The sequence below is a fragment of the Trinickia sp. genome (genome assembly GCF_051961175.1).
Lineage (GTDB): Bacteria > Pseudomonadota > Gammaproteobacteria > Burkholderiales > Burkholderiaceae > Trinickia.
In genome coordinates, this window is sequence record NZ_JBQCDN010000067.1 from 1 (window position 1) to 13,317 (window position 13,317).

A 13,317-nucleotide genomic window follows, 5' to 3' on the forward strand; every position below is an offset into this window, starting at 1 on the left:
GCGGCCCCAGGTGGAAATGAAGCAAGCCTCCGAGCGTCTCTATGACGAACTATCCTTGGCGCCCGCGTTCATTTGCGTACGCGCCCGATGCTAATGCTGAGGTTCACCTGACGCACCCTACGGCAGGCGTGAGTTGTAGTCATCGACCGTTTAAGCCAACGGCAGTCGGGTGGCTGAGACTCAGCGGAGGTCGTCGGGCATCTTCCACGGCAACAACGCGTCGTAGTCCTCGACGGTCGTGGCAAGTGGAAGTTTTTGGAAGAGCCAGTGGAGGTTGTGGCAAAAGTGATTGTCGCTGGACAGTCAGAAGATCCAACGGTAGCGATTCGATGGAGGCGCCGGATTTTCGCTGTGAGCCGAGCGTTTAGTTTTCCGATGCGGCACTCTGCACTCGTTGGCGTCAGGCGCGCCGATCTGGAGAGCAGGCATGAGTCGTACCAAATTGGTGCAGGGGCCAAGCGCTAACAGCGCAGTGGGTGTGCCTCGCCATATCGATCCGCGGGCGCCTGTGCCCGCGTCGACGTCGGCACCGACACGAAAGTCGTCGAGTCTTCCGTCCTCGTTGCGCGGTTTGCTGGATATGGCGACCGCCCGCAAGGAAATCGGGCAGGCGAAGAAGCTCGAAGACAACGAGCTTCAGCATCTGTCAAAAAATTCCCGCTTGTCGGGCCGGCTCGGCCGTGCCGTGGACAAAGAACTTCGAGCACGGAACTTGCCGGCTGCGCTGATTCCCGCGGGCCATGCGGATTCGCCCGGCGTTGCACCTGACGAACCTTGGATCGAGCGCCGTGGCGATATCACTTTTCTTCACGGTCCGACCGACGACACGATCCCCGAACAATCGGAGCTGGCTTTCGGCGCGGACGATCCTGTCGGACATGCCGAAGGCGATGCCGCCCCTGGCGTATACAACATCGTGCTCAGCGGCCATGGCGATGCGGACATTCGCCCCGAGGGGTATATGCAGGAAATTCCCGATAATTCTTTGGGAATGAATTTTTATGGCCCGTTGGGCGGAATGCTCTTGGGCGGATCGGACACGACGTCCGAACTGCTTGCGCAGGGCAATTGGAGCGGCTTGCGGCGCGACTATCGGGAACACTACGCTCCAGGCCGGTTTATTCCGCAACATACGCTCAATCCGTTGACCGCCGAGGAAGCTTTGAGGCTGGGCAACATCACTAACGCGCAAGGACGATATGTTCGTCCAGGCAAGAACGTCACTGTCGTGCGCGTTGCCAAGACGATTCCGCTTTCGGACATCCTGGACGAAGTCCAGCAACGCTTTCCCGACAGGAAACTGCTGTTTCACTGGGGCTTGTGCAGAGCAGATGCCACTCAGGGAAAGCTTGTCGATAAAAACGGAAAAGAAATCACATCGAATACCGGATCGATTACCGCCAAGACGGGCGGCATCTTCGAATTCAGCGGGCCACGGTCGGCCACGTCGCGATTCATCGCGGGCCGTTTGAGCGTCAACCCGGAACGGACGCCCAGGCCGGCCATCGCCCCGGCGCTTACGCGCGCTGAACGGGCGGCGCAAAGCGAGAAGGCCGTTCGAGTCGAGGATGCCCGGAAAGCAGCTTCGGCCAAGGCGGCGCTCGACTTGCTCGAAAGCGGCGAGATTTCGGCGCAAGAATGCGAATTGCGTGTATCGAACCTCTACCCGAGCGAATCGGCGGTACGCCAGAGGAAGGATCAACTGAGCCAGATTCCCCTTGTCCTGCTGCTCGGTGGACGTATTTCGGAGCAGGAGTACGAGTCGCGCTTGTCACTCATCTATGCCGACAAGGCTGAGCAACATGAGAAGAACAACAAATTGAAGAATGCCACATGGCGGTTGTTCAGGAGCGGCAAGATTTCCAGCGAGGAGTACCAGGCTCGAGTGCGCAAATCGATAGTCGAAAGCATGAATGCGCAGCCAGCGTAGGCGCGTCTCAACCGAACTGCTGTCTCTGGCGGTTCCGAAGTTGCTCGCATATATCGGCCGTATCGTGCGATCTTGCGCAAGGTCGAGCGCGGGGAGCGGCTGTCGGCCGAGTGGATACAGCGCGTTGACCGGGTAGGAACCCCACGCGCTCGATCTACCGGCCGGCGAGCTCTATCCACGGATAAAGCAGGGGTTCGCGGCGCGAATACCGCGGGTTCAGACAAGAGCGCTTGACAGCGCCGCGACTGTCGAATGGTCGCGAACCGTTCCAAGACGGCGGCCCGTGCCGTATGATTCGCGTCAGCCATGGCGAATCACCCAACGTTCACCGCATTGGACAGCCGGAAGGCTTCCTGAAGCGAGCGTGGATGCGCTGGCTTGGGTGAAGGCGACATTAGCTGTTGCGATAGTGGTGGAGGGTTGCGGGCCGATGATTCGGATCGTCTCGGCCCATAAAGCGGTGAAGCTTGAGCGAGCATCGAATGAGATTTGAATTTACAGCAGAGAGTGTCGTGTCTTACATCGAGGACGATGTGTGCGTAGTGAGTTTCGCGGACACGCCCAGTGACGAGCCGGAAAAATATCTGATCCTCTCGCAAGCGCTCTTTGACAGTGGGAGCGATGATGAAGCGATCAGTATCGAGTACGGCGGGAACGGTGATAGCGTGACGGCCGAGGTTGTTTCGGCGTGGTCAGAACCAAAATTGTTTGTGCTGGAAGTCGATCCAGCTGCCGTAGGTGTTTCGGAGTTCCATATCCATATCGCCTCTCCTGTCTCTGCGGAGCTGCGCGACCATCTAAAAATGGTTTTTAGTAAATCTCCCGCGAAGCTTGAGCTTTTATAGGCGCAACGCTTGGCCCACAGCAAGGGCCGCAGGTCGGATCCTTCGTATTGTGGCTCTTCTTAAGCTTTCTTGACGAAGATGTCCCGTTTGGTGCAGTCGACGGAGAAGTCGTCACGCTCACCGGATAAAAAGCCGAGGCGTCCGAGTCGTGCTTCGGTGACTTGCATTCACGGATGAACGCTTTGTTTGTATTAGCCGCCTGGGCCGGGCGGTCAAGCAAAGCGCGGCAGCAACCCGATTCGCAGAAAGCCTGCAAGCGCTGCGCTATGTCATTGAAACCAAACACGCTCTTCCCGTCTGGCGGACGAAGGCGGAAGACGTGTATAAGCCAATGGCCTAAGTTAAATGATGCTTGCGCGCAACGCCTGTCTATCGACAGCAACAAACACCTTTCAATTGTAATGCAGATGATGCATTATTCGCGATTCCTGAAAAACAATCCACGAACGAGGGAATCGATGTTGAATAAGGCATATGTAGCATGCGGCGTGGCGGTTCTGTTGAGCGCATGCGGCGGGGCACAGAATCTCGACCCGAACGGCTTGACGTCGGCGGGGTCCAGCCTGTACAAGGCAGCGACGCTGTCGGACAGCGATATCGCCTCGCTGGCGAACGAATCATGCAAGTCCAGCGACGCCGAATCGACGATCGCTCCGGCGAACAGCGCGTACTCGAAGCGTCTGACCAAGGTCATGAAGGGCTTTGGCGACATGACGCTGAACGGCCAGAAGATCAACTACAAGGTCTACATGACCAAGGACGTCAACGCCTGGGCCATGGGCAACGGCTGCGTGCGCGTGTACAGCGGCCTGATGGACATGATGAACGACGACGAACTGCGCGGCGTGATTGGCCATGAAATGGGCCACGTCGCACTCGGTCACTCGAAGAAGGCGATGCAGACGGCGTATGCTGTCAGTGCGGCGCGTACCGCGGCCGGCGCGGCATCGCCGGGTGTAGCGGCACTGTCGAACTCGCAGCTCGGCGACATCACCGAGAAGTTCATCAACGCGCAGTTCTCGCAGACCCAGGAAAGCGCAGCGGACGATTACTCGTTCGACCTGCTGAAGCAAAAGAGCATGAACCAGAAGGGCCTCGTCACCGCGTTCCAGAAGCTCGCGCAGTTGGACGGCGGCAAGAGCTCGATGATGAGCTCGCACCCGTCTTCGTCGAGCCGTGCGCAGCACATCCAGGATCGCATCGCAAAGGGTAGCTGATCGCACGTGATGGATGGCGGAATGATGCGCATCGCAGACGCGAGCGGCAGTTCGTCATCCATCGAATTGGCGCTTGATTCCCAGGGGGGCTGCTGGCAGCAGTACCCTTTGTTTTCGGACAGATCCAGTATTCGGGGCGCTCACTAGTCAGAATGCGATTGGGGTGGCGTCCCAATGTCCACGAAGCCCCTCGCCTTCACCGGTGGCAACTCAGGCATGGCCTCAATAATCGATCACCCGGCATTCAAGTCCCGCCCAACCCTCGGCCAGTTCGCAAAAAACGGCCAATGGGAAACCGCGTGGGCGTTCGGGCGCGATGAGGTGCCGTCATTCGAACACGTTCGCGACTATCTCGATGGTGCCACCGAAGTGGCGTTCGAAGCATTCTTTGATTCGGCTTTCTTTGGCATTCGGTTCTGCGGAACAACGCAAGAGATTACACAACGCGCATTTGAATGTGTGATCGCTTTGAGAAACGCTCTGGATGGTGCAAGCTTCTTTGCAGACCTATCTACCCGCCTTGAGCTTGACGCACTCGGGCACGACGTTTCGTTTGCAGAAGTGGGCGCTGTTAATGCGTGGCGTTCCGTGGGCCCGTTCAGAATCGACCGGCCCTACGACCTTTCGGATTGCTTCGACACGTTATGGCATGCGCTTGGCGCGAGTGCTGTCGGGAGCGATGTTTTACACAGGAAGGCGATCGAATTCGCTTATGACCGGCCTGTTGCGCACTGGTTTGCACTCCCCGTCAGCGCGCCGGTTGCCCCGTTTCGGCTTGACTCGGATTCGCTGCAGGAAGCGGCCAGGTCAGTGCTTGGCACGAGTTAGCTAACGGGGAGGGCCCGCAGCCGTTCCAGGTTCAAGGCACCTCCCACCACCTGGGCAACAACCGCCTTACCTCCGCGCGCCGATACCGATCGTCGATCAAATGCAGCACCCCGGCGTCCGTTTCGGTGCGAATCACACGCCCCGCCGCCTGCACGATCTTTTGCAGCCCCGGATAGAGATAGACATAGTCGTACCCGCTGCCGAACTTCGCGTCCATTTTGCGGCGCATTTCTTCGTTGACGTCGTTCACCTGCGGCAGCCCGAGCGTAGCGACAAACGCGCCGATCAGTTGATCGCCGACAAGATCCACGCCTTCCGAAAACGCGCCGCCAAGCACGGCAAGCCCGATACCATGATGGGCCGAATCGGCCGTCCTGAACCGCGCGAGAAATTCGTCACGGGCGGCTTCGTCCATGCCGGGCGCCTGCGTCCAGATCGGCACGTTCGGATGATGCGTTCTCATCGATTCGGCAATACGCTGCAAATAATCGAAGCTGCTCAGGAAGCCTAGATAGTTCCCCGGTCGCGACGCGTTTTGTCGTGCCATAAAATCGACGATCGGTCTCAGGGAGCGCTCCCGATCGCGCCATCGCGTCGAAACATGGGCCGCGACGTGAATCTTCAATTGCTGCGCGCGAAACGGCCCTTCGACGTCGATCGTAGCCGTTGTTTCTGGCAATCCAAGCATGTCGCGATAGAACTGCTCGGGCGCAAATGTCCCCGAGAACATGACGGTCGCGTGCGCTGTGGCATGCCTTGCAGCAAGAAAATGCGCAGGTACGACGTTGCGCACGCAAAGCGTCGAGCGCCGCCGTTCTCCTTCGGGCATACCGCCGCCGCCACTCACGACACCCCCCCGCAGCTGCACATCAAATACGGAATGCTCGCCAAACTGTTCGGATAACGAAACAAAGTGCATCGCATCGAAGAAGACGCGCAGCAGTGTATCGTCAAGCGAGAGGGGCGCATCGGCGAGATGATCTGTCACCGCTCCGATTAAATTCTGCGCGGCCGACAGCAGCCGCTCAGGCACATCGGGATAGGCTTGATAAGCGTTCGTTTGCGCGCGATTGAGTGCGTTCCATTCGCGCTGCAATCGTTGCAGCGGCTTCTTCAGCACGCCGGGCGCGGTCTTCCCCGCGGCTTTAAATGCGGCTTGTTCGATCTCGGCGCTGTACATCTTCCGTCCGCGCTCGAGCATGTTATGGGCTTCGTCGACAAGCACTGCCACTCGCCACTGGTTGATGCGCGTGAGTGCGTGAAGCAGGGCGCTGCTGTCGTAGTAGTAGTTGTAATCGCCGACAACGATATCGTTCCACCGCGCGAGTTCTTGTGCGAGGTAGTAAGGGCACACGTCATGCGCCAACGCCGCTTGTCGCACGGTGTCTCGATCGAGACGACGGCTTTCAAGTGCGGCCTCCCGAGCGGCCGGCAGGCGGTCATAAAAGCCACGTGCCAGCGGACACGATTCGCCGTGGCAGGATCTATCGGGATGTTCGCAGGCTTTATCCCGTGCAACGAGTTCGAGCGTGCGCAGCGGTAATTCGCCCTCGACGCGATGCAGCGAGTCGATCGCATCGAGCGCCAACGCCCGGCCCGGCGTTTTCGCCGTGAGAAAGAACACGCGCTCGATATGGCCTTGTCCACATGCCTTCAGCGTGGGAAACAGCGTGGCGAGCGTCTTGCCGATACCGGTCGGCGCCTGCGCCATCAATGCGCGTCCGTCGCGCGCCGCGCGATAGACCGCCACGGCCAGCTCGCGCTGCCCGCTGCGAAACGCGCCGTGAGGAAACGACAAACGTTCGAGCGCCGCGTCGCGCGCGCGGCGATGCTCGGCCTCACGCATCGCCCAGTCGAGAAATCGTTCGCACTGCTGCTCGAACAGCGTACGCAATGTTGCCGCGTCGTGCGTCTGCATGAGCACCGTTTCCTTTCGCGAGCCAATGTCGAAGTACACGAGCGCGACGTTCAAAGCCGCGAGCCCTCGCGCTTGGCACAGCAAATGACCGTAGACGAGTGCCTGCGCCCAGTGCAGTGCACGATGGTTGTCCGGCATCGTTTCAAGCTGGCCGCGATAGGTTTTGATTTCCTCCAGCCGATTCAGCGCCGGGTCGTATCCGTCGGCTCGGCCGCGCACAGTCAATTCGCCGTAAGTCCCGCTGACCGTCACCTCGGCTTCATATCCCGCCGGGCGCCGCGACGTGACCGTCGCGTGCCCTTCGATACCTTCCAGGGCAGTGGGCGACGGCGTAAAACGCAAGTCGAGATCGCCGCGCTTGGCGGTAAATTCGCACAGCGTTCGAACGGCCACGACGTAGCTCATGCCATGGCCTGCTTTTCGTCGTCGTTGCTATCGAAATCGACATCGACACCGACCCGTGCCATCCACCGAACATCGATAACCCGCACCGGCATGCCATGAGCGATGCAATAGCGCAGCCAGCGCGTTTGATTATCTTGCAGCTTGTCGCCGGGGCCTTTGACTTCGATGAGTTCGTAGCGCTTCTCCTGGGGCCAAAATCGAACGAGGTCCGGCAATCCGGATCGGTTTTCGCGGATATCCGCGAGCAGCCGCGTGAACCAGAGTTTCAGATGGGCGGCGGGCAGGCAATCCAACGCCAGTTCGACCAACTCGGGCGTGAGTACGCCCCAAAACACGAACGGCGATTGCAGCCCGGCTTTGTGCTCGAAGCGACGACGGATCGTCGACCGGTAAGCCTCGCTTTCGAGTTGCGAGAGGCAGCGCGCGAACGTTTCGCTGCGTCGCGCCAGGAAATCCGGAGCGTGCAGATCGGCCGGCCCGCGCTGGAACGGGTGAAAGAATGCGCCCGGGACCGGCGCGAATATCGCGTCCCAGCATAGCAAGCCGAACAGCGAATTGATGAGCCCGTTCTCGACGTAGAAGACAGGTGCCGCATCGGTGCCCAGATGATCGCGTGCAACGTACTCCACCGAGAACGGTTCGTCGGGGTAGGGCAAGACAAGCGTTTCTCGCTCGATGTCGCTTTCCCGCATGGGCCGCTCGGCCGGTAGCCCGAGCGCGCGGCGCAACCTCGGGATCATTCTGGCAATACGCTGGCCTTCGGCCTCGCTTTCCGGCTCGCGAAGCGCATCCGTGGCCAGTTCGAACGCCGCGGGAATTTGGCCATCGCGTTCGAGCACGCGGATGCGGCGGTGTCGCGCGCCGGGCCACGCGCTGTGCGTATAGGCGTCGAGCGCAACCGGCCAGTGAGCGAGGCGCTCGGCGTGTTGGCCTACCCGGAATAGCAGCTTCGCCCGCCGGTTTTCCAGCCAAGGGTTGTCGATCCGGATCCGGACCGCGACTGCGGTGGCAAGCAAGGCTTTGATGTCATCTGCGTCCACGAGCGGATCCAGTGCCGCCGCGCACGCATGCAGCGAAAGATACGCATCGATGTCGGCCCGTTCGCGAAACGCACGCGCGGACGGCGGGAACGGAACGCACTCGTATTGATAGATGCCCAGATCGGCAAGCACGAATTCCGACCAATCTTGATGGAGATTGCCGAAGAACATGAGCCTAAGGCGATCGCATAGCGGATCGATCGTAGTGCGAATGGCTCGGTCTGTCGTATCGACGGCCCACTCGCCATAACGTCGCGGTTCGGGATAGTCCGCGCGCATGGCTTCGAGCCAAGCCGATTTGCGCACGGATTTGCTGCCCGATGCGTCCGGAAACATCCGCGAAAGCTCGGGGCGCGTCGCGACGTTGAACAGTTCATCGATGGTCAACGCAGCGTCGGCGTCGATCCATCCAAGCGCGGCCAACGGGGCGGCTGCGATCAACGCACAGCCGATTTCCTCATAGACGAGGCGGCTGGCGCGAAACAACGAGCCTTGCCGCATCAGCATTCGAACGAAGAGCGCGCGCGACGGTTGCGGCAGACCGCGGAAGGCGTGCAGGAAATCGCGCTCGCCGGTATCGAGCAAGCCGTCGTAGCGCTCGGCGATCCATGCCAGCGCGCGCTCGAAGTTCAGCAGGTAGTAGGGCGAGGGGGCGGGGGGCGACACCACGGCTCGGTAGGACTGTATAAATGTACAGGAATAATAGCAAATTCCCGGCGGCCGACGGTCGCGCCCGGCTACCCGCGCCCAACCCCCGTGCTACCCGGCGCCCGATGCCCCAGCGATAATAGTCGCCCGCCGTTCCATCAATCATGGCGGCCAACGTTACGTCACTTCGACTTCACAAGACCGGAATCCTATGGGTGCATCCGCACGTGTCATTCGTTTCTTGAGCAATCGTCCCCGTATCTTTATCGGCGCGGCGGTCGGTGTTCTCGTTTTCTTCCTCGAGCCTTGGCATTTGCGGCCGATTCAACGGCCGCTTCTCGCGTGGGACATCGGGATGTGGGCGTACCTCGTGTTGATCTGGATTCGGATGGTGACGGCCAGCCCGGCGGACGTCGAGCGGGTGGCCGAGCGTGAAGACGAAGGCGCGAGTGCCGTGCTGGCGATCATCACCGCCGCGGCGATCGCGAGCGTGGTTGCCATCGTCGTCGAACTCGTTTCGGCCAAGGGCCTGGGCGCGGCACAGGCGAGCATTAACTATGCGTTGACCGGCGCAACGATGATCGGCGCCTGGCTGCTGATCCCCACGGTATTCACGCTGGAATATGCGCGGTATTACCATCAAGCCGGCGAGGGCGAGGCTTCGCTGAAGTTTCCCAACGACGACGAGCCGCTCGACTACTGGGACTTCATGTACTTCTCCTTCACGATCGCGGTGGCGTCGCAAACGTCCGATGTCTCCGTCTGCTCGCGCCGCGCCAGACGAACGGCGCTGGCGCAATCGATTTTGTCGTTCTTTTTCAATGCCGCGGTCCTGGGCCTGTGCGTGAACATCGCAGCCGGCTTGCTCGGGTCGTGAAAAACTGACCTACCCTGAGCGATTGCTGGCGTTTTAGTGTTGCCTGGAAGGGCTGCGGTGTGTGGACGGTTAGGTGTTTTCGGTCATTTTTGAAGGCGGCGTTGCTCCGTTACGGGCAACGCGGCATATTCGATCACTGACACTGTCGAACTAGACGCCTCACCATTCGCTCTATATGCGCATCCAATTAAAAGCTGTTCGGCCGGCGCCATGAAACCGCGCGCGCTTGTCATCGAGCCAGACCTTTCCGGCTATCGCTGGCGTTATGTTCAGTGGACGATCGAAGCACTGGTCGAGGCCGGGTACGATTGCACGCTATGGACAGAGCCGCAGCACCGCAATCACCCGCTTACAGTGGGCTATGAGGTTTCGCGGTCCGCTGTTCGGATCGTGAGTCACCGCGAAGGCGGCCATCGCTTCTCTTTTCCTCATGCGGTTTTGAAGGCGGGCAAAACCGGCTTCGGCTTATATGCGGCTTTTGCTTCGATTTATCGCCGGGTGAGCCGGTCGGAGCCGGTCGATCTCGTTGTCGTGCCCGATGGCGATTACATCTTGAATGCAGTCGGCATGCTGGGCTCGCCGTTCGGTGCCACCCGTTGGATGTGCATCGCCATGCACCAATGGTTTCATTTGCGGGAAATGGGCGTGGGTGCACCGCGCCGGCCGCTGCTCGAATTCGCGCGCAAGCGGCTCTTCCATCGGGCATTGGCCGGGGGAAATTTAGCGGCCGTGCTGACGATCGACCCGATGCTGTCCGTCTGGCATGCCAAGTCGCCGTTCAGCAGCCAATGCCCGCCGGTTCACTATCTGGCGGCGCCATTCGCAGATGTCGAGTATGTCGAGCGGCACGAGGCAAGGGCGCGGTTGGGAATCGGGCAAGAGCGCTGCATTCTCGTCTATGGGTCGATATCGGATCGCAAGGGAATCAAGGAACTCTTGTATGCGTGCATGAGGCGCAACGAGCATCCGCTGATTGTCATTGCGGGCGAGCAAACGAAAGACGTGCGCGCTTTTATGGCGTCGATCGGTGGCGGCTTGTTCAGTCGAGTCAGCGTTTTCGATCAATTCATTTCGCCGGAGATGGAGGCCGATCTCTTTTGCGCATGCGACGCGGTATGGGTGGGCTACAAGGGACACTATGGCATGAGCGATGTGTTGGCCCAGGCGCGCCGCTTTGGGAGAACCGTGATCGCGACCGATTCGGGACTGATCGGGTGGCTCACGAAGCGTGATCGGCTGGGGCCATTGCTCCGTAGCTTGTCGGCCGCTTCCATCAATGCGGCAATCGACGAAGCGTTCGAACTGTCCGGCAACGGTCCCGCGGCCCCTCAACCGGAAGCCGACGAACTGCTTGCGCGCGATACCGTCAATTACTTCAAGAAAATCGTCCAGACAGCGTCGATGAGCGGTTGAGTCCGCGGCGTTCGGCGCGCAGCGGACGGCGGCCCGGCAAGCTTTCGGCGAATGAGTTCGGCGATTCGCCCTTGCTTGCCGGCCCGCGATCAATCGACGCGGCCGCGTCGGTCAGACCGTTGCCCTGGCATTGCGCAAGCGGTATTCCGTGGGCGACACGGTGAGCCGTTTGCGGAACATTTTGGCTAAGTTGTCGCCGTTGCGCATACCGCTATGTCGCGCGATGACATCCACGGGCAGTTTGGTCTCGGCGAGCAGGCGCCGTGTCAGTTCGAGGCGCGCCTGCAGCAGGAATTCCGACGGGGTTGTGCCCATCTCGCGCTTGAAATGGCGCAGGTAGTTTCGCTGGCTCATCGCAGCCACGCGCGCCGCGTCGACGATCGTGATGTCCTGCTCGCAATTGGCCAGTAGCCAGCGTGCGGATTCCCGCACCTGCTCGCTCGTGCTGCGATGGCTCGTTCGGCTGAGCTTCGGCAGCAATACGCGGCTCGTGCCCGGCATCAAGCGCTCGGCGATTTTCATGGCGACGTCGAGCCCGAAATCCCGTTTGACCTGAAACAGCGCGAGGCAAAGCAACCGATGCTGATCGTCGCTTGCACTGGGGACGTAGCTGGCCGCGCTGCGTGATTCCAGGGCCGGCGTCCAGGTGTCGGTGCCGTCGAATTTTTTCTGGCGGTGCGCGTCGATCGATGCAAGCGCGGCCTGGCTGACGATCGGCTCGATGCGGTCCGTCCTTTGATAGATCACGCGCAACCAGCGGACAAAGGGGTTGTCGCGCGCGGCCAGTGCCGCGCCCGCGTCGCCCACGATGATCAGCGTGTGCAAATCGCCCAGATGGCGGGCTTCCAAGCGGTCGGTGGAAACGCGAGCCGAAGACGAGCAAGTCACGTCGCCCCCGTCGATCGACAGCAAGCGGACGCTATACAGATTGGTCTTTCCTCGGCCGTTTGCGCCCAGCTCGTTGGCGACGTCGAATACTTCGGCGACCATGCCGGCGGTCATGAAAGAAAAGCCCTTGAACAGCAGAAGTCCAATTTGCTTGCAGCGGGGACTGGGTTCTTCGCTCTGCGCCCCCGTCGTTCCCGCGTGTTGCCGTATGTCGCTATTTTTTTCGATTTTTTCAACCATCATGGCTGGCTCCTTGGTTCCTATATGCGCGCGATTTTTGCTTCCAAACTATTTGCGAGGGTTTTTGTTTCATTTTTTTTGTTTATTTTTGTGTGCCGACTCGCATTGACGCGAAACAGCATTAAAAGTGTTCGATCTGCAATGGCTTCTGGCTACGCGGACTGGCTTGCGCGGCGGATAAGTTCAAGCCGATCTCTACGCAGTCAGCGCCGGCACGCCGGTCGGACGGTGATGCAATCCGCATCTGCGCGCTTTCTTCGTATTCGATACTGCCGGATATATTACCGCCATCGGCGTCGATAATAAGAGGAGGCGGGTTAAATTTCCACATAAAAACTATTAAGTCGAAATGTAACGGGTCGGGCTCTATTGGCGTCCCCCTATCAGCGTGTTTGGCGCCGAATTATTTTAAGTTTCGCGGAAGTCGAGCCTATTCGTATGATTTGTACTAAGTACTTGCCTAAAAATGTTGAATCCGCTAGCGGGCACCGCTTGGCACTGGGGACGATTCAAAATCAGGGAGGCAATGGGAGCGGTCGGAACTGAACTGAGTGAGACAGGTACCGCCGGATCCACTTGCGCGAAAATATGCCGTGCCGGCTAATACTGCGCAACAGCGCGCTTGAAATTGGCGGATAAATGCTAGTCGAACGCGAAAGTCATACTATTCCGCCATGACTAAACTGCCATTTTGCGCATTGGCCCCGGTTATGCGGGGCGCGTAGCGGACATTGGAAGCGCCGACGCGAGGGAGTGATTACGGGGTAGGTAAACGCTTCACGCTTTCACGCTGCGTACCAGGGAATATTGGGGAACATGATTCTTACTTGGAGACCGCCCGCCGGATAATTGCTGACGTCGCAGTGGCCGCCGCGGTCGCGAATCAAGGGACGCTGCATTTGCCATGCGACAAGTACCGACAAAACGATCGCCGCGATCAGGACGGCCTCCGCCGTGAGCAGGAATCGCGGCGGCGGAGGCCTATTGAGCGGCACGACGTCCACCGGGCCGCGCCCGGCGAGTGCACCCACACAGGGGAAGCGTGCCGCCCATGTCGTTCGTTTCATC

The 13,317-nt window shown here is 59.8% G+C and carries 10 protein-coding genes; 6 read left to right on the forward strand and 4 right to left on the reverse strand.

Features of this window, described 5'->3' with window-relative positions; all coding sequences use genetic code 11:
• Positions 1–427: 427 nt before the first annotated feature.
• From ACTHL0_RS03600 to ACTHL0_RS03615, 4 genes are all read left to right on the forward strand, one after another.
• On the forward strand, positions 428–1,930 hold the full coding sequence (locus ACTHL0_RS03600; RefSeq protein ID WP_440565219.1) for a hypothetical protein: 1,503 nt from the start codon (positions 428–430) through the stop codon (positions 1,928–1,930).
• A 482-nt stretch (positions 1,931–2,412) separates the two neighbouring features.
• Positions 2,413–2,775 carry a hypothetical protein gene (locus ACTHL0_RS03605; protein WP_440565220.1) on the forward strand — a complete coding sequence of 121 codons (363 nt, stop codon included), beginning with the start codon at positions 2,413–2,415 and terminating at the stop codon, positions 2,773–2,775.
• A 458-nt stretch (positions 2,776–3,233) separates the two neighbouring features.
• Complete coding sequence (locus ACTHL0_RS03610; protein ID WP_440565221.1) at positions 3,234–3,992, forward strand: M48 family metalloprotease; 759 nt, start codon at positions 3,234–3,236, stop codon at positions 3,990–3,992.
• 174 nt (positions 3,993–4,166) lie between these two features.
• On the forward strand, positions 4,167–4,820 hold the full coding sequence (locus tag ACTHL0_RS03615; RefSeq protein ID WP_440565222.1) for a hypothetical protein: 654 nt from the start codon (positions 4,167–4,169) through the stop codon (positions 4,818–4,820).
• A gap of 31 nt (positions 4,821–4,851) precedes the next feature.
• On the opposite strand, the gene ACTHL0_RS03620 is transcribed toward ACTHL0_RS03615, so the two are convergent.
• Together ACTHL0_RS03620 and ACTHL0_RS03625 are read right to left on the reverse strand one after the other, a co-directional pair.
• On the reverse strand, positions 4,852–7,143 hold the full coding sequence (locus tag ACTHL0_RS03620) for a helicase C-terminal domain-containing protein (protein ID WP_440565223.1): 2,292 nt from the start codon (positions 7,141–7,143) through the stop codon (positions 4,852–4,854).
• On the reverse strand, positions 7,140–8,849 hold the full coding sequence (locus tag ACTHL0_RS03625; RefSeq protein WP_440565224.1) for a VRR-NUC domain-containing protein: 1,710 nt from the start codon (positions 8,847–8,849) through the stop codon (positions 7,140–7,142). Before ACTHL0_RS03625 ends, ACTHL0_RS03620 begins: the two co-directional genes overlap by 4 nt.
• Before the next feature lie 193 nt (positions 8,850–9,042).
• Between ACTHL0_RS03625 and ACTHL0_RS03630 the strand changes: the two genes are divergently transcribed.
• Both ACTHL0_RS03630 and ACTHL0_RS03635 read left to right on the forward strand, forming a co-directional pair.
• A complete protein-coding gene (locus ACTHL0_RS03630; RefSeq protein WP_440565225.1) occupies positions 9,043–9,708 on the forward strand; it encodes a DUF1345 domain-containing protein in 666 nt (221 codons plus the stop codon).
• A gap of 210 nt (positions 9,709–9,918) precedes the next feature.
• Positions 9,919–11,121, forward strand: coding sequence for a glycosyltransferase (locus ACTHL0_RS03635; RefSeq protein ID WP_440565226.1), 1,203 nt, complete (start codon positions 9,919–9,921; stop codon positions 11,119–11,121).
• Positions 11,122–11,232: 111 nt separating this feature from the next.
• On the opposite strand, the gene ACTHL0_RS03640 is transcribed toward ACTHL0_RS03635, so the two are convergent.
• Both ACTHL0_RS03640 and ACTHL0_RS03645 read right to left on the reverse strand, forming a co-directional pair.
• Positions 11,233–12,252, reverse strand: coding sequence for a GlxA family transcriptional regulator (locus ACTHL0_RS03640; protein ID WP_440565227.1), 1,020 nt, complete (start codon positions 12,250–12,252; stop codon positions 11,233–11,235).
• Between the two features lie 782 nt (positions 12,253–13,034).
• Complete coding sequence (locus ACTHL0_RS03645; protein ID WP_440565228.1) at positions 13,035–13,316, reverse strand: hypothetical protein; 282 nt, start codon at positions 13,314–13,316, stop codon at positions 13,035–13,037.
• Position 13,317 lies beyond the last annotated feature (1 nt).

Coding starts and splice junctions, on each gene's coding strand:
- ACTHL0_RS03600 (WP_440565219.1), top strand. CDS start 428: ATGAGTCGTACCAAATTGGTGCAGGGGCCAAGCGCTAACAGCGCAGTG.
- ACTHL0_RS03605 (WP_440565220.1), top strand. CDS start 2,413: ATGAGATTTGAATTTACAGCAGAGAGTGTCGTGTCTTACATCGAGGAC.
- ACTHL0_RS03610 (WP_440565221.1), top strand. CDS start 3,234: ATGTTGAATAAGGCATATGTAGCATGCGGCGTGGCGGTTCTGTTGAGC.
- ACTHL0_RS03615 (WP_440565222.1), top strand. CDS start 4,167: ATGTCCACGAAGCCCCTCGCCTTCACCGGTGGCAACTCAGGCATGGCC.
- ACTHL0_RS03620 (WP_440565223.1), bottom strand. CDS start 7,143: ATGAGCTACGTCGTGGCCGTTCGAACGCTGTGCGAATTTACCGCCAAG.
- ACTHL0_RS03630 (WP_440565225.1), top strand. CDS start 9,043: ATGGGTGCATCCGCACGTGTCATTCGTTTCTTGAGCAATCGTCCCCGT.
- ACTHL0_RS03635 (WP_440565226.1), top strand. CDS start 9,919: ATGAAACCGCGCGCGCTTGTCATCGAGCCAGACCTTTCCGGCTATCGC.
- ACTHL0_RS03640 (WP_440565227.1), bottom strand. CDS start 12,252: ATGATGGTTGAAAAAATCGAAAAAAATAGCGACATACGGCAACACGCG.
- ACTHL0_RS03645 (WP_440565228.1), bottom strand. CDS start 13,316: ATGAAACGAACGACATGGGCGGCACGCTTCCCCTGTGTGGGTGCACTC.